Consider the following 23716-nt stretch of genomic DNA (forward strand, 5'->3'; position numbering starts at 1 on the left):
ATGAATTGTTGATTGAAAATAAGAACAATGGCGAAGATGGCACAGGTTGGTTTACTGTTTTAGATGAATTGTTGGTGGAAAACACCAACAATGGCATAGGTTTTTGGTTTTAGGAGTATTGTTGGTGGAAAACACCAACAATGGCTAAGGCTTATGGATTTATACAGATTGTTGGTGGAAAACACCAACAATGGCGAGTGTTTATTTATATATTAGATAAATTGTTGATTGGAAATAAGAACAATGGCATAATGGCTGCACTTCGAATGATCTGTTAGTCTGCCTTTGTTGGTGTTTTTCACCAACAAATAGCCGGCCTTTGTTGGTGTTTTTCACCAACAAATAGTCCACCAGTGTTGGTGTTTTTCACCAACGCTATATAATAAAATGGCCACCATTTTGAGTTATGGTTTAACTATGATTTGAAATAGTAGATTTAATAATAGACGGGTTTTTTGGTTTTAGGAGTATTGTTGGTGGAAAACACCAACAATGGCATAGGTTTTTGGTTTTAGGAGTATTGTTGGTGGAAAACACCAACAATGGCGCAGGTTTATTGTTTTAGATAGATTGTTGGTGAAAAACACCAACAATGGCGCAGGTTTATTGTTTTAGATGAATTGTTGGCGGAAAACACCAACAATGGCGAGTGTTTATTTATATATTAGATGAATTGTTGATTGGAAATAAGAACAATGGTATAATGGCTGCACTTCGAATGATCTGTTAGTCTGCCTTTGTTGGTGTTTTTCACCAACAAATAGTTCGTCAGTGTAGGTGTTTTACTTTCGCCAACGCTATATAATAAAATGGCAACCATTTTGAATTGTGCTTTAACTATGATTTGAAATAGTAGATTTAATAATAGAGAGGTTTTTTGGTTTTAGGAGTATTGTTGGTGGAAAACACCAACAATGGCGAAGTGGAAAACACCAACAATGGCTAAGGCTTATGGATTTATACAGATTGTTGGTGAAAAACACCAACAATGGCGAGTGTTTATTTATATATTAGATGAATTGTTGATTAGAAATAAGAACAATGGTATAATGGCTGCACTTCGAATGATCTCTTAGTCTGCCTTTGTTGGTGTTTTCCACCAACAAATAGCCGGCCTTTGTTGGTGTTTTCCACCAACAAATAGTCCACCAGTGTTGGTGTTTTTCGCCAACGCTATATAATAAAATGGCAACCATTTTGAATTGTGCTTTAACTATGATTTGAAATAGTAGATTTAATAATAGAGAGGTTTTTTGGTTTTAGGAGTATTGTTGGTGGAAAACACCAACAATGGCGAGTGTTTATTGTTTTAGATGAATTGTTGGTGGAAAACACCAACAATGGCTAAGGCTTATGGATTTATACAGATTGTTGGTGGAAAACACCAACAATGGCGAAGTGGAAAACACCAACAATGGCGAAATGGCGTAGGTAGGTTTACTGTTTTTTACCAACGCTATATTATAAGACACCAACAATGGCGAAATGAAAAGACCATTTATGGAAGCACGCAACAATAGTAGCTATTTTATTAAACCTTTAGATCGCATCTTCTGGTTTTTGACCCTCTTGAGCCGTTTCAAAATTCAACTTCTTTTTACGCAATTCAAAATTCTGTCCTAAATAGACTTTACGTACCATTTCATCACTGGCTAAGTCTTCTGGCTTCCCCGCTTTTAGAATGCTACCTTCAAACATTAAATAGGTTCTATCTGTAATTGCTAAAGTTTCTTGTACGTTGTGATCTGTGATAAGAATACCAATATTTTTTTTGGTAAGTTGTGCGATAATACGCTGGATATCCTCGACAGCAACGGGGTCAACACCAGCAAAAGGTTCATCTAATAAGATGAAATCTGGATCTGTAGCGAGTGCACGAGCAATTTCAGTACGACGACGTTCGCCTCCAGATAATAAATCACCTCTGCTTTTACGAATATGTTCTAAACTAAACTCATCAATCAACGATTCCATTTTAGCTTGTTGTTCTTTCTTACTAAGTTTAGTCATTTGAAGGACACTCAAAATATTATCTTCAATACTCAGTTTTCTAAATACAGAAGCTTCTTGGGCTAAATATCCAATGCCGTTTTGAGCACGCTTATACATTGGGAAATTGGTAATATTATTACCTTCTAAAAATATGTTTCCACCATTTGGTTTTATGAGCCCAACAATCATATAAAAAGACGTCGTTTTACCAGCGCCATTAGGACCCAGTAATCCGACGATTTCTCCCTGTTTAACTTCAAGAGAAACATCTTTCACTACTTTTCGTCCGTTATAGGACTTCATTAAATTCTCGGCTCTTAGTGTTTTCATAAATGAGGTAATAATAGCTAAAATAGCAAATTCAAATTGAGGGTTATTTACTTTGTTATAAGTTTAACGCTCATTATGTCAAGGAATCATCGTATCAACACGAATTCTTTTTTAATTTTTAGAATTTGGGATTTAGGATTTTATTTTGGAATTTATTTCAAGTGCATCCCAATATTCATAAGCTTTACGCAAATGCGGAATCACAATAGTACCACCAACCAAAGTGGCGATACTTAAAGCTTCAACAACCTCTTCTTTATTTAAGCCTGCTTTATGGCTAGACTCTAGATGATATTTCACACAGTCATCACAACGCAAAACCGTTGAAGCAACTAATCCAAGGAGTTCTTTTGTTTTTTTATCTAAAGCACCTTCAGTAAAGGCATTGGTATCTAGATTAAAGATACGCTTGATAATTTTGTTATTATCTTGAAGAATGGCGTCGTTCATTTTAGAACGGTAGGCATTAAAATCATTAACGATATCAGACATGGGTTTTTCTTTCTTTTTTATTTTGGTTTTTAACAACAACTTTTGATATGTAAATACTTACTTGGTATAAAATTAATATTGGAATGGCTACAATTACTTGACTCGCTAAATCTGGAGGTGTAATTATTGCAGAGATAATTAATACAATTACCAATGCGAATTTTCGGTACTTCCTCATTATTTGAGGCGTTACCAATCCTATTTTAGTTAGGAAATATATGATAATGGGTAACTCAAATACAAATCCAGCTGCAAGACACGAGGAGCGAACCGTTGAAATGTAGGAGCTAATATCAAATTCATTAGACACTTCTGGACTAATACTATAATTAGCTAAGAAATTTATAGAGAGTGGTGTGACAATGTAATAGCCAAATAAAATGCCAAGGAAAAATAGAAACGAGGTTATTAAAATAAACCCTCGTGAATGTTTACGTTCTTTATTGTGCATTCCTGGACTTATAAAACTCCAAAATTGATAAATTACATAAGGGAACGCTAATATGAAACCAGCAAAAATAGAGGTCCATATATCTGCGGAAAATTGCCCAGCCATTTGTCGGCTTTGAATTTTAAAAGGAAACTCTGTAGCGCAAAACGTTGTGTCATTAATGCCTATGAATTGTGAGGCTTGACATAGCCATTTGTAGGTTGGGAAATCCATCCGTTTTGGAGCAAATATGATATGCTCAAATATGAAGCCACTAAAAATAAAAGCGACTGTTGCGCAAATAAGTACAGAAAAGGTAATCCTAATTAAATGCCATCTTAAGTCTTCGAGATGATCTAAAAATGACATCTCTTTGGTGTTTGTGTGTGCCATTATATAAGACCTTCTTTTATTAAATCATGAATATGAATAACTCCTGCATATTCACCGTCTTTTTCAACGAGTAACTGCGAAATGCCGTATTTTTCCATGAGTTCCTTAGCATCAACTGCCATAGCATTTTCATCAATTCGCTTTGGATTACTACTCATAATATCTTTCGCAGTTAGATGAATAAACGCATCGCTTTTTGTAAGCATGCGTCTTAAATCTCCATCAGTAACAATTCCAGCAATTTTATTGTTATCTACAACAGCAGTAACGCCTAGCATTTTTTCTGAAATTTCTATAATTACATTTTTTGCAGATGTATTGAGTTCTACTCGTGGTTTTTCATTTACAGATGATAAATCACTAACACGTAAATACAAACGTTTGCCTAAAGCACCTCCTGGATGGTATTTTGCAAAATCTTTACTAGAAAATCCGCGTAATTCTAATAAGCAAACTGCCAAAGCATCACCAAGCACTAATTGAGCAGTTGTACTTGTGGTTGGCGCTAAATTATTAGGGCAGGCTTCTTGCTCGACATAGGCATTCAAAATAAAATCTGCTTGTTGTGCTAAGAAGGACTTTTCGTTGCCAGTTATAGCGATCAACTTGTTTTTAGCATTTTTAATAAAAGGGACCAACACTTTAATTTCTGGCGTATTTCCGCTTTTAGAAATACAAATCACAACATCATCATCTAATATTAATCCTAAGTCACCATGAATGGCGTCTGCAGCGTGCATAAATACAGAAGGTGTCCCTGTAGAATTTAAAGTAGCTACAATTTTATTAGCTATAATGGCACTTTTCCCAATTCCGGTAATAATAACACGCCCTTTAGAGTTATAAATTAAAGACACAGCATTAGCGAAGTCATTTGTTAATAAATGACTTAAATTTGCTATGGCATCACGCTCTAAATCTATAGTCTTTCTTGCGGTTTTAAGGATAGATTGTATAGTGTTCAAAATTATTTTTTTTTGAGTTCGATGGGTATAAAGAAATTGTTATCTTTAGGTTATGCAAATGTATCAAAAATACTAATAGGGATTAATGAGTACAAAAGAAATTGATATACATTCTGCACTCAAGCAACACTTTGGTTTTTCTAAGTTTAAAGGGCTTCAAGAAAGCGTGATTAGAAGTGTTGTTGCACGTGAGGATGTATTTGTTATTATGCCAACAGGAGGCGGAAAATCGTTGTGTTACCAGCTTCCAGCACTAATAACGGAAGGTACAGCAATTATAGTGTCACCACTTATTGCATTAATGAAAAATCAGGTGGATGCTATTCGAGGCATCTCAGATCATGATGGGGTTGCGCATGTTCTTAATTCTTCGCTCAATAAAACTGAGGTTAAGCAGGTAAAAGAAGATATTGTAAACGGAGTCACTAAATTATTATATGTGGCGCCAGAGTCATTGACAAAGGAAGAGCATGTTGAGTTTTTACGTTCTGTCACAATTTCATTTATGGCAGTAGATGAAGCCCATTGTATAAGTGAATGGGGACACGACTTTAGACCAGAATACAGAAACCTTCGACATATTATCAAACGAATTGGTGATAATATTCCAATTATAGGATTAACTGCTACCGCAACACCAAAAGTTCAAGAAGATATTTTAAAGAGTCTCGATATACAAAATGCGACTACTTTTAAGGCCTCTTTTAATAGACCCAATTTATATTACGAAATCCGACCAAAAACTAAAACTGTAGATGCAGATATTATTCGTTTTGTTAAAAAGAATGATGGGAAATCTGGTATTGTTTATTGTTTAAGTAGAAAGCGTGTTGAAGAATTAGCACAAGTTTTACAGGTTAATGGCGTAAAAGCAGTCCCATATCATGCTGGATTAGACCCTAAAACTAGAGTTAAACATCAAGACATGTTTTTGATGGAAGATTGTGATGTGGTTGTTGCCACCATTGCCTTTGGAATGGGGATTGATAAGCCAGATGTTCGTTTTGTAATTCATCACGATATTCCAAAAAGTATAGAAAGTTATTATCAAGAAACGGGTCGTGCAGGTCGTGATGGAGGTGAAGGTCATTGTTTAGCCTATTACGCCTATAAAGACATTGAGAAATTAGAGAAATTCATGTCTGGAAAACCTGTAGCAGAACAAGAAATTGGTCATGCTTTGCTTCAAGAAGTTGTTGCATTTGCAGAAACATCTGTGTCTAGACGTAAGTTTATTCTTCACTACTTTGGTGAAGAATTTGATAATGAAACTGGAGACGGAGGAGATATGGATGATAATATACGTTATCCTAAAAAACAAAATGAAGCTAAAAGTGACGCTGTTATCGTATTAGAAACTGTTAAAATAACTAATGAAAAGTATAAATCTAAAGATTTGGTACAGGTTTTAATTGGTGAAACAAATGCACTTATTTCGTCGCATAAAACAGATGCTCAACCTTTCTTCGGAATAGGAAAACATCATAATAAACGTTACTGGATGGCATTAATTCGTCAAGTACTCGTTGCTGGTTTTCTTAAAAAGGATATAGAAACGTATGGTGTTTTAAGAATTTCTATTGAGGGTCATGATTATATAAAATCACCTCAATCCTTTATGATGACTGAAGATCACGTCTTTGACGAAGGCTTAGACGACGGTATTGTTACGGCTGCCAAAGGTGCGGGAGGAGTTGCTGATGAAAATTTAATGAAAATGCTTAAAGAGTTACGTAAGCGAAATGCAAAATCTTTAGGTGTGCCACCATTTGTAATTTTTCAAGATCCATCATTAGAAGATATGGCTCTAAAATACCCTATGACTTTAGAGGAGTTAAGCCATGTTCATGGCGTAGGAGACGGGAAAGCTAAAAAATATGGCGAAGATTTTGTCTTATTAATTTCTCAGTATGTTGAAGATAATCAGATTGAAAGACCAGACGACTTTGTAGTTAAAAGTACGGGCTCAAATTCTGCAATAAAATTATACATCATTCAAAATGTAGATAGAAAGTTACCACTTACAGATATTTCATCTAGTAAAGGTATGACAATGTCAGATTTTATAAAAGAAATGGAAGCTATTGTGTTTTCAGGAACCAAACTTAATATCAATTACTGGATAGATGATATTTTAGATGAAGATCAGCAAGAAGAGATTCATGACTACTTTATGGAATCTGAAACTGATAAAATAGACGACGCAATTGAAGAGTTTGATGGTGATTATGACGATGAAGAATTACGCTTGTATCGTATAAAGTTTATTAGTGAGGTGGCGAATTAATATAGGAGTTTTCAGTATTTGGAAGAGCTAACATAAATTTAATTTTAGACATAATGTTCTATTTGTCGTAGTGGTTCCCACCGAAACTTTGTGCAACAATTCAATAAGAACAAATCATCTTATTGCTTTTGATCATGTGCTATCGCTGTAAATACAATCTCATGCTTCTTGCAATTCAACGTTAATTCATCAATTTTAAGGGGGTCAATTTTACCAGCATTCTTTTCATCAATTTGAAAGTCTATTTTTGTAACCATTCTACCTTTTAAGGCTGTTGCTTCCGTTTCAAATTCAACAGATTCTGATTTTAATACGAGATTTAAATCTTTTCCAACAATGGTAAGCTGGGCACCTTTTTTAGTTTTCACTTCAAGTGTACCAACAATAACGGTTTGAAAACAGAAATAGCCTCCAAGTTCGTTTAAGCCAGCATATAATACGTTCTGGTCAGAAATAGCAAAAGGCTTATTATCAACATCTTTCATAATAGCATCAGTAGTATCTTGGGTCGCTACTGTTTTGCTAGCATTAGAATTTCCGAAGGCAGATTTTAATTTTGTAATAAAACTCATATAGTCCATATTTTTTACAAAGCTAAAGTAATTGTAAGCAATTCCAAATTGTGCTTCTCACTTAGTTTCATATCTTTGCAACTTAAACAAAAATTAATACCATGCAAGACGGTTTATACGCAAAATTTAATACGACAAAAGGCGAGATTTTAGTCGCTTTAGAATTTCAGAAAACACCAGGAACAGTAGGTAATTTCGTGGCTTTAGCTGAAGGGAATTTAGAAAATGAAGTGAAGCCTCAAGGGACTCCTTATTACGATGGACTCAAGTTTCACAGAGTAATTCCAGATTTTATGGTACAAGGTGGTTGCCCACAAAGTACAGGTACGGGAAATCCAGGTTATAAGTTTGATGATGAATTTCATCCTGATTTAAAACATGATGCACCAGGTATATTGTCTATGGCAAATGCTGGTCCAGGAACAAATGGAAGTCAGTTTTTTATCACTCACATCGAAACACCTTGGTTAGATAATAACCATACAGTCTTCGGAAAAGTGATCACAGGACAAGATGTTGTAGACGCTATCGCTCAAGGAGATGCTATTGATTCTTTAGAAATTATTAGAGTAGGATCTAATGCAGAAAACTTTAATGCTGTAGAGGCTTTTAGAACTTTTGAAGGTTCAAGAGAGAAAAGAGTTGTAGCAGAGCGCGATGCTGCCAGTGCAGAATTAGATAAATTATCAGCTGGTTTTGAAGAGACTAAAAGTGGATTACGTTATCAAATCATCCAAAAGGGAACTGGTAAAGCTGCCGAAAAAGGTAAAACGGTATCCGTACACTATAAAGGTCAATTAGCAGATGGTACTGTGTTTGATTCATCATACAAAAGAAATGCACCATTAGACTTTCAAGTAGGAGTAGGGCAAGTCATCGCAGGTTGGGATGAAGGCATTTGTTTATTAAATGTTGGAGATAAAGCTCGTTTGGTAATTCCTAGTGATTTAGGTTATGGTTCAGCAGGAGCAGGAGGTGTAATTCCACCAGATGCTACTTTAGTATTTGATGTGGAATTGATGGACGTAAAGTAAGCAGTGAACCAAATTCTTCTTTTTCGAAGAATTTGAGTGAATCGCTAATCCCGAATTTATTTCGGGATCTCAGCGAACCATTTTACAGCTATCGAGTTCACGACGTTAATTGTGAGACCATCGCTTATCCCGAACTTGCTTGGGAATTTTAAAGAGCCAAGTATTGCTCATCGCAAAACTTGAGTGAATTGCTTATACCGAACCGGTCAGAGCATCCTTAAAAAGGAATCATATTATAGCGTTTGAACATCGTTCAAATTCTGATTATAAATAAAAAAAGCACCAATACAATTGGTGCTTTTTTTATACTTTAATGTTAAATTTAATCCTAGTTATAGGTCAGATTCACAGTTAACTCAGCAGTTTTTGTATCGAAACAACCTTGTACCTTGAGTTTCTATTGTTATTTTCTGTAATATATAAATCATCGATAAGCGTAAAGTCGTTTCTAGAGATATAATCATTTAGATCCACTAGCTGTCTGTCAATTATAAATTTTGATACTTTTTTGTTGTCTTTACATGGACAATCTATGGACATAACTTCTGGACTATTTACGCCAGTTCTCAACTCGATATTATCGATATTAAATACTCGGCAAGATTGCGCGTTGTATGTGATTTTTCGAAGAGATGTAAGCTGTCATAAAGTGCTGAAATACACGCAATAATGACGCTTATGCCTATCATTACTTTTTTAATCCTGTAGGTTTTGTTTAAAAACACTTGATACTCCTAATTTATAATATGAATTTTTATGCAGTACTAAACGAGTATTTGAAGTTAAAGACTAAAAAAAAAGCACTCAATTATTAGAGTGCTTTTTTGAGTATGTCATGTTATTTTCGTTTTGCTACAAACGTACCATTGGGTTGAATCATTTTTATTTCACCTATTGTACCATCTTCAGATTCTAAAAATTCGATTTTATAACCTTCTAAAGTTTTAAATGAGAATTTATGTTTAGCGGTAGGGATTTGTTCATATTCTGGCTGGCCGTTGACAAATATATAGAGCACCTCTTTTTTAATATAAACTTTGATTTCTGTCCCGGCAATGTCGTATTCTCCAGTATACATCTCTAGTGTTTTTGTTTCTACGTCAATAGTATTTGGAGTGCGGTCAAATTTAATAGCGCTTAACATTGGTTCAAGTTGAATATCGACATCTGAAATATCACCGGCGACATTAGTCACAAAATGTACTTTAAGACCTTCTCCATATTCTGTAGTATCTACTTTATTCTCGACTACAGATATTAATTCAAAGGTGTCATAATGTACGTGATTTAAGTACGCTTTTTCTTTATTGAGTTCGGTGAACAGGGAGTCATTTACTAATTCAATTTTAAATGTACCATATCCTTTATTTGAATAACTACCCGAATAATCTAAAGAGATGTGAGAGGGTTTAGTGTTTTTTACAGTTGATGTTTCTTTGGTGTCTTCTGTAGATTTTTCAGCTTCCTTTGCCTTTTCTTGAGCATCTGTATAACGCTGTAACCAATTGGTAGTTTCTCCTCCAATTAAGCGATCTGCAATTGTATTTCTTACAAGTCCTGTAGCTGCAGATCCATCTGTATTAACAAGAACGACAATACCTATTTTTTTAGCTGGGTAAAATGCAGTACTCGCTCTAAAACCGTTAATAGCGCCACCATGTTCTACTCTGTAGTTTCCTCGATATGAGGACAACGCCCAACCATAACCATAATTAGCAAAATGCATGTCTGGTAAATCCTCGTCTGGTAGAGCAGCATCAATGACCATTTGAGAGCTTAAAGCTTCGCTTAAATAACGCTCTGGGATTATTTCTTTATCGTTATATTTTCCATTGTTAACCCATGTAATGAGCCATTTACTCATATCATTAACACTACTGTTAATACTTCCTGCAGGCGACATTGCTGCGATATCATAATAATCTGTTTTTACAATGCTATCATTTTTTACTTCATAACCTAGAGAGGCATTACTTGCTGATTTCATTTCTCCAATACTCACATTGGTTCTTGACATCTCTAATGGTTTTAAGAAATGCTCTCGAATGTTATCTTCCCAACTTTTACCAGATATGCGCTCTGCAATTACGCCTTGCACCAAGAACATAAAGTTATTATAATACCATTTCTGTCTAATTCCTGTAAACGGCTCTTGATATTTGATGCGACTAATTAAACTGTCTTTGTCGTGTGACGGAAACACATACCAAGAACCATCGTGTCTCGGAAGTCCTGTGCTATGTCTCATAAGATCCTTAATAATAATATTATTATTCATATCATTATTGTAAAACTCTAATTCTGGAATATACATTCTTGGGTTGTCATTAAAGGATAATTTATCATCAGCTCTTAATTTACCTAGTACAGCAGCTGTGAATGCTTTTGTACAGGAGCCAATAGCAAATAAGGTATTGGCATCTACAGGGACTTTATTTTCAAAGTCTCTATAGCCAAAACCTTGGGCATAAATGACTTTATCGCCTTCAACAACTGCAACAGCAAAACCTGCTGTATTGGTTGCTTCAAGAATTTTGTTCAAATCTTTTTCTATATTTTTAAGTCGTTTGTCTTGTGCATTAATTGAGAAAATGACAAAGAAACCCAATGTGAGTAAAATTAATTTTTTCATTGTATTGATTATTTACGTTAGAATAGATACTGTATTGGTAGCTTTGGAGCTTGTTAAGTTACTCAATTCTTCATTTATTTTACAACTCATCTTAAAAAAATCACAGTTCGGTCATTCCTTTTTTTTAAATGACGATGTCTATTAGATATTTGTCTCATCAATCAAGCTGTAACAGTTTCAGCCTAAAACAAAAAATTATGGGAACCTTAGTTAAGTTTTTTATTCTGTTTTTATTTAGTCAATTACTAAATGCGCAAACAGTATCTGGATACGATATTATAGTAAAAATTAATAATCTTGAGAGTAACCAAGGAAAAGTATATGTTGAAATCTACGACTCTCAGGAGGCCTTTTTAAATAAAGGATTAAAATCAACTGTGGTTAAAATAACAGAGAAGAGCTGTGACGTTACATTTAAAAATATCCCAAAAGGTATTTATGCGATCTCGATGTTTCATGATAAGAATGACAACAATAAAATGGATACTAATTTTCTTGGTATTCCAATTGAAGACTATGGTTGTTCAAATAATGCAAAAGGATTTATGGGTCCGCCAAAATGGGAAGACGCAAAATTTGAAGTAAATGATAAATCAATAACACAAACTATAACACTGTAATATCATGCAAAAATTAATACTCATCACAATTATTTTAGTATCAGGTTTTACATCTGCACAAACCAATTACGAAAAAGGAATGGAAAAGGCTTTTGCACTTTGGCAAGATCAAAAAATAGATGAAGCAGAGAATATGTTTGAGCGTATTTCTAATGCTGAATCTAAAGAGTGGCTTCCTCATTATTATATAGCACAAATAAATAGTATAAAAAGCTGGAATATTAAAGATGATAATATATTGAAAGCACAGTTAGGAAAAGCTCAAGAACATTTAAATAGCGCTATTTCATTAAGTAAAGAGAATCCTGAAATTCTAGTTATGCAAGCACAAGTTTTAACTAATTGGGTTGCGTTTGATGGGATGACCTACGGAATGAAATACTCAGGAAAAATAACCGAACTATATAGCAAAGCAGAAAAGCTATCACCAAATAATCCAAGAGTTATGTATTGTAAAGCAGAATGGGCAATGAATAGCGCTAAATATTTTGGACAGGATACAACACCATATTGTGATGCGATAGAAAAATCTATTAAACTTTTTACTAACTTTAAACCAGAAAGCAGCTTATACCCAACTTGGGGAAAAGATCGTGCTGAGCAAGGTGCTAAATCATGTAAAGAATAAATCAATTATGACAAAAACATTAAGAAAAATCATTATTACTGTCATCATTGGATGCATCGTATTTGTTGTAGGAAAGGCTCTATCAGGAGGGTTTAATTTTAAAACAATCAATGATTTTTTAATTGATTTTGGGTTTTATCAACTGTATTCTTTTATTCTAGGTTATTCTAATATGACATTCTTTGATTATATGGAGCGTCGCAGTTGGAAAAAAGGTGATACCATTAAACGTCTCATGGTTGGAGTCATTGGCGCTATCATTATCACGCTAATTGGATTATTTCTTATCAGAGTTGGGCAAGCAATGTTGTATAGAGGATATACTTTTGAAGAGTTTTTAGCGTATGATTCTTGGCAAGGTTATTCTTTCGGTTTATGGATCACGCTAACGATAATTTCAGTATTTCACGTCATATACTTTTATAATCGTTATCAAAAGAATAAAATCAAAGAACAAAAAGTCATTGCAGGTGCCGCAAATGCGACGTTTGATGCCTTAAAAAATCAGTTAGATCCACATTTTTTATTCAATAGTTTAAATGTACTAACAAGTTTAATAGAAGAGAATCCAAAAAATGCTCAAAAGTTCACAACGTCTTTATCAAAAGTATATCGATACGTTTTAGAACAAAAGAATAAAGACTTAATACCTGTAGATGAGGAATTGAACTTTGCTAGGACGTATATGTCGCTTTTAAAAATGCGTTTTGAGGATAGTATTATTTTTGAAATTCCAGATCATGCTACCAATCCAGAGAGTAAAGTAGTACCATTATCTCTTCAGTTATTATTAGAGAACGCGGTAAAGCATAATATGGTAACAAGCAGTAAGCCCTTGCACATTAAAATTTATGAAAAAGAAGGGATGCTCATTGTTGAGAATAACCTTCAGCCAAAACAAATTGTAAAAAAGAGTAGTGGCGTTGGATTAGAAAACATCAAGCAACGGTATCAATTATTATCAAACAAAACCGTATCAATCAATCAACAAGCAACCCGTTTTGCAGTCGCAATACCAATGCTTACCAAACAAGTAACCATCATGAGATCAATAGAGCCACAAACACAATACGACGACAGATATGTAAGAGCACGTAAGCGTGTTGAAGAGATGAAAGAATTTTATTATAGTTTAATTTCTTATTGTATCGTCATCCCCTTTTTATTCTTTATTTGGCTTCGTTACACACCAAATACGATCCAATGGTTTTGGTTTCCAATGTTTGGTTGGGGAATAGGATTAGCATTTCATGCCTACAAAGTGTACGTCAATGACGGCGTGTTAGGTAACGGTTGGGAAAAACGTAAAATTGAAAAACTTATGCGTGAAGAAGATGAGCAACGTTGGAATTAAAAAAACTGAATATCATGGAAGAATTTACAAAAGCACACAACTATAAAAAAGTAAAAGATAAAGTAGATAATCTTAGAGCGTTTTATCTACATTTCACGGGTTATCTTGTTTTTAATACAACCATAACTACTATCAAGATCATTGATGATTTAGATGAAGGAAAAACATTGCAGGAAGCTTTATTTGACTTTGGAACAGTAGCTATTTGGCTAATCTGGGGAATAGGAATAGCATTTCACGCATTTTCAGTTTTTGGGTTTGATTACTTCTTAGGCAAAAACTGGGAAAGAAGAAAGCTTCAAGAATGTATGGAAGAGGAAGAACGTATTTTAAATCAGAAAGAATAAAATATCATGGAAAACAATATAGAACCCTTCGGAAATAATAAGGCTCAAAGAGCTTGGGAAAAAGAAGAAGCCTATTTAAGAGCTCAGAAAAAAGTAAAAGCTATCATGGGTTTTTATTGGCACCTAGCATCTTATGTGATTGTGAATTTATTCCTAATCATTTTGATAACTACTAGTGGTGGACGGCTTTTTAGCTTCGGAACATTCTCTACAGCATTTTTTTGGGGAATCGGACTAGCATTTCACTTTATGGGTGTTTTTGGTCCAAGTTTTTTCTTTGGAAAGCATTGGGAAGAGCGTAAGATTAAAGAGTTGATGGACAAGGATACAAACAATTGGGAATAATGGAAAACAATAGAATTTATCATAAAGAACGCTACCAAATTGCAGCTAAACGCGTAAAACGAATTAAAGGCTTTTACACACATGCATTGATTTATATAGTAGTGAATCTAGTTTTTGTTTATATCAATATTGAAAATTTAGAGGATGGTGAAAGCTATTTTCAATGGCGAAATTTTATCACATTCTCTTTTTGGGGAATAGGTTTATTATCACATGCTGGTTCTGTATTTTTACCAAGTTTGATTTTTGGTAAAAATTGGGAAAGCAAGAAAATCAAAGAGTTTATGGATAAAGATTCTAATGAGATTGACCGTTACGAATAATTATAATATAGCATCACAACGTATCAAAATTAAATTAATAACCCATCAGAAAAATCTATATAAATGAGTATCATCATCATAGAAGACGAAAAACCATCAGCAAGACGTTTGCAACGAATGTTGACCTTATTAGATATGGAAGCAGAGACCATGTTGCATTCTGTAGAAGAATCTATCGCGTGGTTTCAAAATAATGAACATCCAGATTTGATATTTTTAGACATTCAACTTAGTGATGGTTTATCGTTTGAGATTTTCGAAACTATTGACATTAAATCTGCAGTGATTTTTACAACAGCCTATGATGAATATGCGCTTCAAGCTTTTAAATTGAATAGTATTGACTACCTACTAAAACCAATTGACGAAGATGATTTGGCGATAGCAGTTTCAAAATATAATGGGCGTGTAGCACAACAACAGTCGGTTACTTTAGATTTTGATGATATTAAGAAGTTATTGGTTAATCCTATAGAGCGCGAGTATAAAAAACGGTTTTCGGTAAAAGTTGGTCAGCATTTAAAGTTGATTAATATCGATGATATAGAATGTTTTTACAGTGAAAACAAAGGCACTTATGCGTTTACTTCGGAAGGTAGAAATTACTTGCTAGACACGACATTAGAGCAACTTGAAGACGAGTTAGAGCCTCACAAATTTTTTAGAATTAGTAGAAAGTTTTACGTCAATGTAAATGCTATTAAAGATATGGTGAGTTATACGAACTCCAGACTTCAAATTAAATTGAAGACTTATAAAGAGCACGACGTGATTGTTGCTAGAGAACGCGTAAAAGATTTTAAAGAGTGGTTGTCTTAAAAAACATCAAAGATATCACCTAAAGAATCTCCTAAACCGTCAAGTAAGTCTTCTGTGCCGGAAAGTAGACCACTAAACCCAACGTCTAAGAACAGATCAAGTACTAGTAATTCACTGAGAGCGCTATTCTAATAGCATTCAGATTTTGTTTCAGATTCTTTTTTCCAATCTCGGTACTGTTCTTCCAGTCTAGGCTCATGAATAATTACGGATTTATTGTTTTCAGTAGAAAAAAGCATTTTATCATAAGCGTCACGTTTTTTTAGGTTTGATAACATATCAAAACCTTCAACTAGCAAGTCAAAATGTGCTCTAGCTCCTTCAGATGTATTATTATCTGAATGATATCTAAATGCTTTCTTAATTGTATTTAAATCTGCTATTTTTTCAATCTTTAATACATCATAGTAATTTGTTAATTCCATGATTTTATTATTCTGAAAAGTAAGCTTCTACTTTAGATTTGAAGTTTTGATTATCATCCACAAAAAGTAATAATTTAGTGAATGTCTTTGGCTTTCCGTAGATAAAGTCTAATTGTTGAGGTGATTTTAAATAAATCACAATATTGCTCTGTTCTAACTCTCCTAAAAGAGATAACGTTTTCGTGCCTTTCTCCTTGTCAAAATCTGATGAATTTATTATTTCAATGCGATCAATAGCGTCATAAGGAATAGTAGTTTCACTTAAGATGCCAAAGCGTAATTGTAGATGGTGTTCGTTAATAGTGATAGGTCTTTTAGGTACCGATCTAATAATGCCAATTAATTGAAGTGCAGAATATATACTCAAACCAGTAAGAACCCAAGCTAGAGTGGGACTCCATTTTGCTGAAATAATATGAACGGTAATCATTTCAATACCAACAACGAGAATCAATGCACTAAGGGTTGATAAAATACCAGACCCTTTATAATTAGAAAACTCATTGTCTTTTAATATGGTTTTTTTGAAATTAAAAAAACCGTAATAGATGAGTGCTACTTCATTGGCTACTAATTTGGCCACGTTCTTGGGGAATAACGATGCGCAATACGTTACTAAAGCACTATAAAAATCCTGATGATAATTTACCGATGTTTTATAAAGGGTTCTCGCTTTTCTAACCTTAATTATAATAACAGCTAATACACTTAATTCTATGATAGGGATTAACCAAGTTTTAGATAGACTGAGTAGGTCTTGGTTTTCTGAAGGAATGGTATAGGACGCAATCACAATACATAGAATTAGAAAAGGCGCTACTGTAACATTTGAGATACTTCGTTTTCTAATGAGTAAGAAATATAGGATTGGAATTGTAATCATAAAATCAATAGTCACAAAGGGGGATAGGAAACTTTGATGGACAGAAAATAAACTGGTATTGGTTAGAAATACTAATAGTATTAAAAGCGCTAATGGGATTATAAAAGCTATTGTATTTTTTTGAAATGTAGAAGTTTTAGTCATGCCTATCTCGCTTTTATACAGTTGTCTATTGGACGAGTTTTAAGTTAAAATGTTACGTTTTTTTACACTAAAACTCTAAAACGACTGATCTACTTAAATAGGTACCCAAGCCTAATATAAGTTTTAGTTTTTAAAAACTAAAGGATAGCTGCTAAACTTAAATGTAACCTTGACGTTATTTAATGTGTTACGAGTAGGTCGGTTTTTGTTAAGATTGGATAATCTATCCTTAAAATGCTAACATAAGATTTGTGAAGTCATAAATTAGTCTTCAATTCTATTATCGTCAAAAGCAGATGGCAATAGGTTTGGAATTAGTTTGACGAATATTGGTAATAAAATAGCCCCACCAGGCAGCATGAATATGGCTAAGCTTGGTATTGTTTTTAAGGTATCAAGCAATTGAGCTTGCATTTGCTTTTGTTCCTCTTTACTGAGCTCAGAATGTGTAGACTTTGTGATTAGCAACATCAAGTCTTTACTTTGACGCACTTCTTTGATTAATCGTTTACTGTTTCGTCTAATTAATTTATTGACAAGCTGAGACGAATTCTCGTAAAAGTTTGCAAGGGGATTACTTTGTTCAAATAATAAAACTTCCTTTTTATGTTCTCTATGAAAGTGTGATACAGATAAAATAGAATCCTGTATTTCAGAAATTTCCATATCCAAGCGTTTTGTCAACTGTTTTAAGAATTGATACTCGGAACGTTCTAGTATTTCATCGTCCCAAACAGATAAGCATATTAAATCTAAAAGGTATTTTTTCTCATTCAAATCCATATCATAATCTATATCATAGATAAGATCTTCTGTGTCTATATCATCAGCATCCATGTTAGATGCCGACGATTCTATGATATTAACAATTTCTTTATCATAATCTGTAATCTTACTTTTAGAGTTTAAAGACTTATATAAGGTACCAACAATAATACTTTCTAGATGAGCGGCGTAAGTTTTGGGGTCTAAATCCTTTGTCAAGTAGGCTTCAAAAGCTAAAACATCAACAAAAAGTAACGAGTTGGTTATTGATTTATTGAAGTTTCTAGTCAGTAAATTATCATCTATTTGGATGCGGTCATGAATTAATCGCTCTAACATAGAAGTTTCGCTTTTACCAATAACCAATTTATCCCAAAGCGATAAATCTGAGACTTCTAAACCTTTATAAAATGCCAATAGTGCTTTTAAAAACGCTTGTGTAGTGACTTTTTTATTTTTAAAATAATACACATGAAATAAGCCAGTGATGAGGTTCACTTTAGCTAATTCGTCTTCAGAATATTTATGAATCTGTTCAATATTATCTGTAACGTTAACATTAACTCCATAAATAAAACCATAACTTTTAAGGTTGGTATACAGTGAGTTATAGTGCTCAAAAGGAATTCCGTTTTTTAATAATTGAGAACAAAATTTCTCTATCCAACCACTAGTAGATGGGTTCATTTCTTCATTTTTAATGCCGTTGTAAAGTTACTTTATTCTTTTAACAATTATAAGTTTTTGATAATTATTGAAATAAAAATAAAACCGCATTTATGTTTTTTGCGTAGGTAGAATAGAGACAAATAATAAATTAACAAAAATCTCAAAAGTATTATGAAAAAATCTAAAATTTTAATTGGAGCTGCAGTCATAACAATGGCCGGCTTTTTCGCAATCGCAGCAGATCATATTGATGCTCCTGCAGTTGCTGGTGGTACAAGTGATATCACAGACATTTATGGCTTTCAAGGTCAAAACAACGACAACATCGTGTTTGTTGCTAACGTACAAGGACTAATTAGTCCTACAGATACTGATGGTGCCGCATTTGATGAAAATGTATTGGTAGAGTTCAACATTGATAACAATGGAGATGCAATTGCAGATCTCGTTATCCAGGCAACGCCTAGAGATGGTAAAATGTATTTCTTTGGACCTATTGCGCCTTCTCAACCTGGCTTAAACAGTGTTATTTTAGCAGATATAGCTGTTCAAAATGAAGTTGATATTACGGCTTATGGGGCGAGTGCAATTATTGAAACGAATAATGGTATGAGCTTTTTTGCAGGACCAAGAGATGATCCTTTCTACTTTGACTTTTTCCGTTTTGGAGATATCATCGCTGGTAACGAAACAATGTTTAGCAGCCCAGGAACAGATAGTTTCGCTGGTACAAATGTAATGTCTATAGTAGTAGAATTGCCAAAAGCTATTGTTGGATCTGGAGATTCAGTTAATATCTGGGTAGAATCTAAAAGAAAACAGTAAGGTCATTCTTCTTATTTCCGAAGAACAACAAACTATTAAATATTTAAAAAAACAAAGAACATGAAATTAAATAATATAAAATTAGCAGCAATTGCATTGCTAGTATCATTTTCAGCAGTAAACTGCAGTAATGATGACGATAACAGACCGACAGGGCCAACAGGAACAAACGGAACAACCGAACCGAACTTTACAGGTGTGTATGCTCAGGAAGACCAAATGGGACGACCAGCTATTAATACCGTATTTGTAAGTATGGGAGATAAAGACACGTTCAACGTCACGGTACCTTCTAACCAAGGTGTTGCATTTCAAACTAAGTTTCAAACTAAATTAGAAGCTTTAAATCCTGCACACGCAGATCCTATGTATACAAATGCCTTAGGTTTTAATGCCGAACAGTTTACAGGGGCATTAGCAACAGATGTGTTGACAGTATCATTAGTAGGGACCACAACATTTTTTGATGGTACAAATGTACTAACAGGTCGTACGCTAGCAGATGATGTTATTTCAACAGAGTTATTGTTGATATTTGGTGGGCCAATGGGTACTGATAACCCAGGATTGACAGATGATAATGTAGATGGTAATGATAAATCATTTTTAGCTTCGTTTCCTTACTTAGCAACACCTCATTAATAAGTTTCTTATTCTGAAATGGGCTTCTAACAAGCTCATTTCAGAATTTTTTTATAACTCTAAATAATCACTCAAAAAGCACACTAATATGAGCTCGAAATACACTTATTTAATTGCAGTACTGGCAGTAGTTCTATTGACTAACTGCAACTCAACTTCAAAGAAACAACTTACAGCTACAAAAGACTATAATGCTTATCTCGATATTTCTACAAATGAAACGCTAGAGAGAGTAAAAGAAAACGAAATATTTTGGTCTAATAAATTAGAAAAAACACCAAACCAATATGGCTATCACAGCAAATTGGCATCCACATATACTCAGTATTTTTCGGCAACTGGAGAGGTTGAATATCTTAAAAAATCTGAAAAAGAATTATTAAAGGTTAACGACATTACACAATATAATAACCCTTCATATTTAAAAAGTTTAGCCTACAATTATATCTCACAACATAAATTCAAAGCAGCTTTAGAATTATTAGAAAAAGCAGAGGCTTTACAAGGAAATTTGCAAGAAACGCGTAAAATGTTATTTGATGTGCACTTAGAGTTAGGAAACTACTCTGCTGCACAATCCTATCTTGAAACTATTGAGAATTTCAGTGATTTTGATTACCTCATTCGTTTATCTAAATGGAGTGATCATAAAGGAAATCTTAATGCAGCTATAAAATATATGGAAAAAGCCATGGCAATCGCTGAGTCTTCAAATTTGAAAAGCTTAAAGCTATGGTCATACACTAATATAGCAGATTTTTATGGTCATTCTGGTGACATTGAAAAATCATATAATCATTTTCTAAAGGCATTAGAGATTGATCCTAATGACGCTTATGCAAAAAAAGGAATTGCTTGGATTGTGTATTCACATGAGAAAAATCCTGACGAAGCACTTCGTATTTTAAATACAGTAACCGAAACCTATAAAGCACCAGATTATTATTTGCTTAAGTCTGAAATTGCACATTATAAAGGCGATATAGAAATGAGTACATCTCAATTAGAACGCTATCATACTGCTATGCAAAATAAAGCCTATGGAGACATGTATAATAAGTATAACGTACTTTTATATATAGACGAAAATAGTAGACTTGAAGACGCCATAGCGATTGCAAAAACCGAAATAGAAAATAGACCAACACCACAGTCTTATGATTTATTAGCATGGTCATATTTTAAAAATGGAAATCTAGAAGACGCATTACAAATTGTAGAGAAACATATTATAAATAAAACGTATGAACCAGCAACATTGTATCATGTGGCAGAGATTTATAAAGCGACAGGAAAGACTGAAGACCTTAAGCCTTTAAAAAAGGAGTTATTGGCTAGTTTATATGAGTTAGGACCAAGTATGGAAGATAAAATCAATCAACTGTAAAACTCCTAATATCATGAATTATAGAAAAATAATTATACTGCTAATATTAGCAGTCTTGGCAAGTACTGCCTATAGTCAAGATATTAAAGGTCAAATTACAAATGAGATTGAACAGCCGTTAGAAGCTGTATATATTTATAATATTAATTCTCAAAGTCACTCACATTCCGAAGAAAATGGCATGTTTATTTTGAAAAACAGTAAAATAGGAGATACAATAAAAGTAGGCTTATTGGGCTACCAAAATAAAATTTTGGTATTACAACCTCGAAATTTTGAAATCAATATACTACTTGTATTAGAAGAAAAAGCCTTTCAATTAGAAGAGATGGTGATTATTGAAGAACTAAATGCCTTGAGTACGATTTCAAGATTGGATTTAAATACCAGTCCAGTAAATTCTACCCAAGAAGTTTTGCGTAAAGTTCCCGGTTTAATTATTGGTCAACATGCGGGAGGTGGTAAGGCAGAGCAATTATTTTTGCGAGGATTTGATGTTGATCATGGAACAGATGTTGCCATATCTGTTGACGGTATACCTGTAAACATGGTGTCTCATGCTCATGGACAAGGGTACAGCGATTTACACTTTTTAATTCCAGAAACGGTAAATAAGATTGACTTCGGAAAAGGGCCTTATTATGCGCAAGAAGGCGATTTTAATACTGCTGGTTACGTGGGTTTTTCTACGAGGGATTATATAAAAGATAGTCAGATTTCAATGTCAGTAGGAGATTTTAATTCTTTAAGAACTTTAGGACTATTCAATCTTCTAGAACACACAAAGAATCAAAACGCTTACATCGCTACAGAATTTATTTCTACCGATGGTCCGTTTGAGTCACCACAAAATTTTAGTCGTTTTAATATCTTCGGAAAGTATGTGATATACACACCTGAAAACGATAAGTTGTCTTTAAGTGCGTCACATTTTACAAGTCGATGGGATGCGTCAGGACAAATACCGCAAAGAGAAGTTGATAATGGAAACATCACCAGATTTGGAGCTATTGACGATACAGAAGGAGGAGAAACTGAGCGTACAAATCTTAATGTAGAGTTTAGTAAGCGTATTTCTGATAAAACGACATTGAAGTCTAATGCATTTTACTCTCGTTACGCCTTTGAGCTGTATTCTAATTTTACATTCTTTTTAGAAGACCCTATCAATGGAGATCAAATTAGGCAAAAGGAAGACCGTCAGATTTTTGGAGTGAACACTGCAATAACCTACAATACCTTCTTAGGGAAAACAGAAATGACATTGACATCAGGTCTAGGTTTTAGACATGATATCGTGGATGATGTAGAATTGTCAAGAACATTAAATAGAAGAACGACATTAGAAAATATTTCATTAGGTGATATCAACCAAACTAATATGGATGCATTTGTTAAAGCAGAGTTCGAGTTTGGCAAGCTTACTATTGCTCCAGCCTTACGTTTAGATTACTTTAAAATGTTATACAACGACAAATTACAAACAGCATATACGTTACAGGCAGAAACTAAAACTATTGTAAGTCCGAAATTGAACTTTTTTTACGACGTTAAAGACAATTTACAATTATATGTGAAATCAGGAATTGGTTTTCACTCTAACGACACAAGAGTTGTAGTGGCTAACTTAGGCGAAGATATTTTACCTAGAGCTTATGGATTAGATGTTGGAGATGTTTGGAAACCAACCAAGAAATTGGTAGTAAACACAGCTTTATGGTATTTGTTTTTAGAGCAAGAATTCGTTTATGTTGGAGATGCAGGGATTGTAGAACCTAGTGGTAAAACAGAGCGTTTTGGAATAGATTTAGGTATTCGTTATCAATTTAATGATTGGTTGTTTTTAGATACAGATGCGACGTACACTAAAGCGAGGAGTTTAGAAGCAGTAGCTGGTGAAGATTTCATCCCATTAGCTCCAGATTTTACGATGGCAGGAGGTTTATCTGTAAATAATCTTAATGGTTTTTCTGGAGGAATTAGATATAGATACATAGATGACAGGCCAGCTAATGACGATAATAGTCTAATTGCCAAAGGTTATTTTGTAACCGATTTCAATGCGAATTACACCTTTAATAATATCACTCTGGGTCTTGTTATAGAGAATATGTTTGATGTAGAATGGAATGAAACGCAATTTGCGACAGAATCTCGTTTACAAAACGAAGCGCAGTCTGTTGAAGAAATTCATTTTACACCTGGAACTCCCTTTTTTATTAAGGGTAGTATCAGTTATAGATTTTAAGTTTTTAAAATTAATACCGATGGTTTGAGGGAATTACTTGGTGTTAAAACTGACATAAAATTGATGGATTAGTTTTTAAAAATTTACCATGTGGAGATGTGGTATTTTAGAGTTTTTTGTTAGTTGAAAACACCTGCTTCTAGTTTGTTAGCGGGTGTTTTCTTT

At 33.7% G+C, this 23716-nt stretch carries 25 protein-coding genes; 16 read left to right on the top strand and 9 right to left on the bottom strand.

The window, feature by feature from the left end; translation table 11 throughout:
- Nucleotides 1–140 precede the first annotated feature (140 nt).
- From H593_RS20875 to H593_RS0115755, 3 genes are all read left to right on the top strand, one after another.
- Complete coding sequence (locus tag H593_RS20875) at nt 141–278, top strand: hypothetical protein (RefSeq protein ID WP_157588909.1); 138 nt, start codon at nt 141–143, stop codon at nt 276–278.
- Between the two features lie 636 nt (nt 279–914).
- Complete coding sequence (locus H593_RS20880) at nt 915–1076, top strand: hypothetical protein (RefSeq protein WP_157588911.1); 162 nt, start codon at nt 915–917, stop codon at nt 1074–1076.
- A 264-nt stretch (nt 1077–1340) separates the two neighbouring features.
- On the top strand, nt 1341–1520 hold the full coding sequence (locus tag H593_RS0115755) for a hypothetical protein (protein ID WP_157588913.1): 180 nt from the start codon (nt 1341–1343) through the stop codon (nt 1518–1520).
- Nucleotides 1521–1539: 19 nt separating this feature from the next.
- Here H593_RS0115755 and lptB read toward each other — a convergent pair whose 3' ends face one another.
- The 4 genes from lptB to H593_RS0115775 all read right to left on the bottom strand — a co-directional run bounded on the left by lptB (nt 1540) and on the right by H593_RS0115775 (nt 4602).
- A complete protein-coding gene (gene lptB / locus H593_RS19525; protein WP_051229782.1) occupies nt 1540–2322 on the bottom strand; it encodes an LPS export ABC transporter ATP-binding protein in 783 nt (260 codons plus the stop codon).
- Nucleotides 2323–2454: 132 nt separating this feature from the next.
- Nucleotides 2455–2814, bottom strand: a complete 360-nt coding sequence (locus H593_RS0115765) for a carboxymuconolactone decarboxylase family protein (protein WP_028873297.1) — start codon at nt 2812–2814, stop codon at nt 2455–2457.
- Entirely contained in the window at nt 2807–3637 is an 831-nt protein-coding gene (tatC, locus tag H593_RS0115770) for a twin-arginine translocase subunit TatC (protein WP_028873298.1), read from the bottom strand. The genes H593_RS0115765 and tatC overlap by 8 nt, the downstream gene beginning before the upstream one ends.
- Nucleotides 3637–4602 carry a KpsF/GutQ family sugar-phosphate isomerase gene (locus H593_RS0115775; protein WP_028873299.1) on the bottom strand — a complete coding sequence of 322 codons (966 nt, stop codon included), beginning with the start codon at nt 4600–4602 and terminating at the stop codon, nt 3637–3639. Before H593_RS0115775 ends, tatC begins: the two co-directional genes overlap by 1 nt.
- 85 nt (nt 4603–4687) lie before the next feature.
- Between H593_RS0115775 and H593_RS0115780 the strand changes: the two genes are divergently transcribed.
- Complete coding sequence (locus H593_RS0115780) at nt 4688–6889, top strand: ATP-dependent DNA helicase RecQ (protein WP_028873300.1); 2202 nt, start codon at nt 4688–4690, stop codon at nt 6887–6889.
- A gap of 119 nt (nt 6890–7008) precedes the next feature.
- Here the strand turns inward: H593_RS0115780 and H593_RS0115785 are convergent, their stop codons facing one another.
- Nucleotides 7009–7461 (bottom strand): hypothetical protein, encoded by a 453-nt coding sequence (locus tag H593_RS0115785; protein ID WP_147231710.1) that lies wholly within the window; start codon nt 7459–7461, stop codon nt 7009–7011.
- A gap of 101 nt (nt 7462–7562) precedes the next feature.
- Here H593_RS0115785 and H593_RS0115790 point away from each other — a divergent pair, with 101 nt between their 5' ends.
- Nucleotides 7563–8495 carry a peptidylprolyl isomerase gene (locus H593_RS0115790; RefSeq protein WP_028873302.1) on the top strand — a complete coding sequence of 311 codons (933 nt, stop codon included), beginning with the start codon at nt 7563–7565 and terminating at the stop codon, nt 8493–8495.
- Nucleotides 8496–9333: 838 nt separating this feature from the next.
- Here H593_RS0115790 and H593_RS0115795 read toward each other — a convergent pair.
- The gene (locus H593_RS0115795; RefSeq protein WP_028873303.1) at nt 9334–11127 is read right to left on the bottom strand and encodes a serine hydrolase; all 1794 of its coding nucleotides are present in this window, start codon (nt 11125–11127) and stop codon (nt 9334–9336) included.
- A gap of 197 nt (nt 11128–11324) precedes the next feature.
- Between H593_RS0115795 and H593_RS0115800 the strand changes: the two genes are divergently transcribed.
- The 7 genes from H593_RS0115800 to H593_RS0115830 all read left to right on the top strand — a co-directional run bounded on the left by H593_RS0115800 (nt 11325) and on the right by H593_RS0115830 (nt 15563).
- Nucleotides 11325–11747 (top strand): DUF2141 domain-containing protein, encoded by a 423-nt coding sequence (locus H593_RS0115800; protein ID WP_028873304.1) that lies wholly within the window; start codon nt 11325–11327, stop codon nt 11745–11747.
- 4 nt (nt 11748–11751) lie between these two features.
- Nucleotides 11752–12375 carry a tetratricopeptide repeat protein gene (locus tag H593_RS0115805; RefSeq protein ID WP_028873305.1) on the top strand — a complete coding sequence of 208 codons (624 nt, stop codon included), beginning with the start codon at nt 11752–11754 and terminating at the stop codon, nt 12373–12375.
- A 7-nt stretch (nt 12376–12382) separates the two neighbouring features.
- Nucleotides 12383–13729, top strand: a complete 1347-nt coding sequence (locus tag H593_RS0115810; protein ID WP_028873306.1) for a histidine kinase — start codon at nt 12383–12385, stop codon at nt 13727–13729.
- Nucleotides 13730–13743: 14 nt separating this feature from the next.
- Nucleotides 13744–14076 (top strand): 2TM domain-containing protein, encoded by a 333-nt coding sequence (locus H593_RS0115815; protein ID WP_028873307.1) that lies wholly within the window; start codon nt 13744–13746, stop codon nt 14074–14076.
- Nucleotides 14077–14082: 6 nt separating this feature from the next.
- The gene (locus H593_RS0115820; RefSeq protein ID WP_028873308.1) at nt 14083–14421 is read left to right on the top strand and encodes a 2TM domain-containing protein; all 339 of its coding nucleotides are present in this window, start codon (nt 14083–14085) and stop codon (nt 14419–14421) included.
- Entirely contained in the window at nt 14421–14744 is a 324-nt protein-coding gene (locus H593_RS0115825) for a 2TM domain-containing protein (protein WP_028873309.1), read from the top strand. Before H593_RS0115820 ends, H593_RS0115825 begins: the two co-directional genes overlap by 1 nt.
- Before the next feature lie 63 nt (nt 14745–14807).
- Nucleotides 14808–15563, top strand: a complete 756-nt coding sequence (locus H593_RS0115830) for a LytR/AlgR family response regulator transcription factor (RefSeq protein WP_028873310.1) — start codon at nt 14808–14810, stop codon at nt 15561–15563.
- 128 nt (nt 15564–15691) lie between these two features.
- Here H593_RS0115830 and H593_RS0115835 read toward each other — a convergent pair whose 3' ends face one another.
- The 3 genes from H593_RS0115835 to H593_RS0115845 form a co-directional block, all read right to left on the bottom strand.
- On the bottom strand, nt 15692–15988 hold the full coding sequence (locus tag H593_RS0115835; RefSeq protein ID WP_028873311.1) for a DnaJ domain-containing protein: 297 nt from the start codon (nt 15986–15988) through the stop codon (nt 15692–15694).
- A 7-nt stretch (nt 15989–15995) separates the two neighbouring features.
- Nucleotides 15996–17015 (bottom strand): hypothetical protein, encoded by a 1020-nt coding sequence (locus H593_RS0115840; protein ID WP_028873312.1) that lies wholly within the window; start codon nt 17013–17015, stop codon nt 15996–15998.
- 264 nt (nt 17016–17279) lie between these two features.
- Entirely contained in the window at nt 17280–18467 is a 1188-nt protein-coding gene (locus H593_RS0115845; RefSeq protein WP_028873313.1) for an LETM1-related biofilm-associated protein, read from the bottom strand.
- Between the two features lie 153 nt (nt 18468–18620).
- Between H593_RS0115845 and H593_RS0115850 the strand changes: the two genes are divergently transcribed.
- The 4 genes from H593_RS0115850 to H593_RS0115865 all read left to right on the top strand — a co-directional run bounded on the left by H593_RS0115850 (nt 18621) and on the right by H593_RS0115865 (nt 23551).
- Nucleotides 18621–19274 carry a DUF4331 family protein gene (locus tag H593_RS0115850; RefSeq protein WP_028873314.1) on the top strand — a complete coding sequence of 218 codons (654 nt, stop codon included), beginning with the start codon at nt 18621–18623 and terminating at the stop codon, nt 19272–19274.
- A 60-nt stretch (nt 19275–19334) separates the two neighbouring features.
- On the top strand, nt 19335–19916 hold the full coding sequence (locus H593_RS0115855) for a DUF4331 family protein (RefSeq protein ID WP_028873315.1): 582 nt from the start codon (nt 19335–19337) through the stop codon (nt 19914–19916).
- Between the two features lie 88 nt (nt 19917–20004).
- Complete coding sequence (locus H593_RS0115860; protein ID WP_051229785.1) at nt 20005–21303, top strand: tetratricopeptide repeat protein; 1299 nt, start codon at nt 20005–20007, stop codon at nt 21301–21303.
- 13 nt (nt 21304–21316) lie between these two features.
- Complete coding sequence (locus tag H593_RS0115865) at nt 21317–23551, top strand: TonB-dependent receptor (RefSeq protein WP_028873317.1); 2235 nt, start codon at nt 21317–21319, stop codon at nt 23549–23551.
- The last annotated feature ends 165 nt before the right edge of the window (nt 23552–23716 follow it).

This window comes from Psychroserpens burtonensis DSM 12212 (assembly GCF_000425305.1).
Classification (GTDB): Bacteria; Bacteroidota; Bacteroidia; order Flavobacteriales; family Flavobacteriaceae; genus Psychroserpens; species Psychroserpens burtonensis.

Coding starts and splice junctions, on each gene's coding strand:
- H593_RS0115835 (WP_028873311.1), bottom strand. CDS start 15,988: ATGGAATTAACAAATTACTATGATGTATTAAAGATTGAAAAAATAGCA.
- H593_RS0115840 (WP_028873312.1), bottom strand. CDS start 17,015: ATGACTAAAACTTCTACATTTCAAAAAAATACAATAGCTTTTATAATC.
- H593_RS0115780 (WP_028873300.1), top strand. CDS start 4,688: ATGAGTACAAAAGAAATTGATATACATTCTGCACTCAAGCAACACTTT.
- H593_RS0115765 (WP_028873297.1), bottom strand. CDS start 2,814: ATGTCTGATATCGTTAATGATTTTAATGCCTACCGTTCTAAAATGAAC.
- H593_RS0115830 (WP_028873310.1), top strand. CDS start 14,808: ATGAGTATCATCATCATAGAAGACGAAAAACCATCAGCAAGACGTTTG.
- H593_RS0115815 (WP_028873307.1), top strand. CDS start 13,744: ATGGAAGAATTTACAAAAGCACACAACTATAAAAAAGTAAAAGATAAA.
- H593_RS20875 (WP_157588909.1), top strand. CDS start 141: ATGGCTAAGGCTTATGGATTTATACAGATTGTTGGTGGAAAACACCAA.
- H593_RS0115865 (WP_028873317.1), top strand. CDS start 21,317: ATGAATTATAGAAAAATAATTATACTGCTAATATTAGCAGTCTTGGCA.
- H593_RS20880 (WP_157588911.1), top strand. CDS start 915: ATGGCGAAGTGGAAAACACCAACAATGGCTAAGGCTTATGGATTTATA.
- H593_RS0115810 (WP_028873306.1), top strand. CDS start 12,383: ATGACAAAAACATTAAGAAAAATCATTATTACTGTCATCATTGGATGC.
- H593_RS0115790 (WP_028873302.1), top strand. CDS start 7,563: ATGCAAGACGGTTTATACGCAAAATTTAATACGACAAAAGGCGAGATT.
- H593_RS0115800 (WP_028873304.1), top strand. CDS start 11,325: ATGGGAACCTTAGTTAAGTTTTTTATTCTGTTTTTATTTAGTCAATTA.
- H593_RS0115845 (WP_028873313.1), bottom strand. CDS start 18,467: ATGAACCCATCTACTAGTGGTTGGATAGAGAAATTTTGTTCTCAATTA.
- H593_RS0115860 (WP_051229785.1), top strand. CDS start 20,005: ATGAGCTCGAAATACACTTATTTAATTGCAGTACTGGCAGTAGTTCTA.
- H593_RS0115855 (WP_028873315.1), top strand. CDS start 19,335: ATGAAATTAAATAATATAAAATTAGCAGCAATTGCATTGCTAGTATCA.
- H593_RS0115825 (WP_028873309.1), top strand. CDS start 14,421: ATGGAAAACAATAGAATTTATCATAAAGAACGCTACCAAATTGCAGCT.
- lptB (WP_051229782.1), bottom strand. CDS start 2,322: ATGAAAACACTAAGAGCCGAGAATTTAATGAAGTCCTATAACGGACGA.
- H593_RS0115785 (WP_147231710.1), bottom strand. CDS start 7,461: ATGAGTTTTATTACAAAATTAAAATCTGCCTTCGGAAATTCTAATGCT.
- H593_RS0115820 (WP_028873308.1), top strand. CDS start 14,083: ATGGAAAACAATATAGAACCCTTCGGAAATAATAAGGCTCAAAGAGCT.
- H593_RS0115805 (WP_028873305.1), top strand. CDS start 11,752: ATGCAAAAATTAATACTCATCACAATTATTTTAGTATCAGGTTTTACA.
- H593_RS0115755 (WP_157588913.1), top strand. CDS start 1,341: ATGGCTAAGGCTTATGGATTTATACAGATTGTTGGTGGAAAACACCAA.
- H593_RS0115795 (WP_028873303.1), bottom strand. CDS start 11,127: ATGAAAAAATTAATTTTACTCACATTGGGTTTCTTTGTCATTTTCTCA.
- tatC (WP_028873298.1), bottom strand. CDS start 3,637: ATGGCACACACAAACACCAAAGAGATGTCATTTTTAGATCATCTCGAA.
- H593_RS0115850 (WP_028873314.1), top strand. CDS start 18,621: ATGAAAAAATCTAAAATTTTAATTGGAGCTGCAGTCATAACAATGGCC.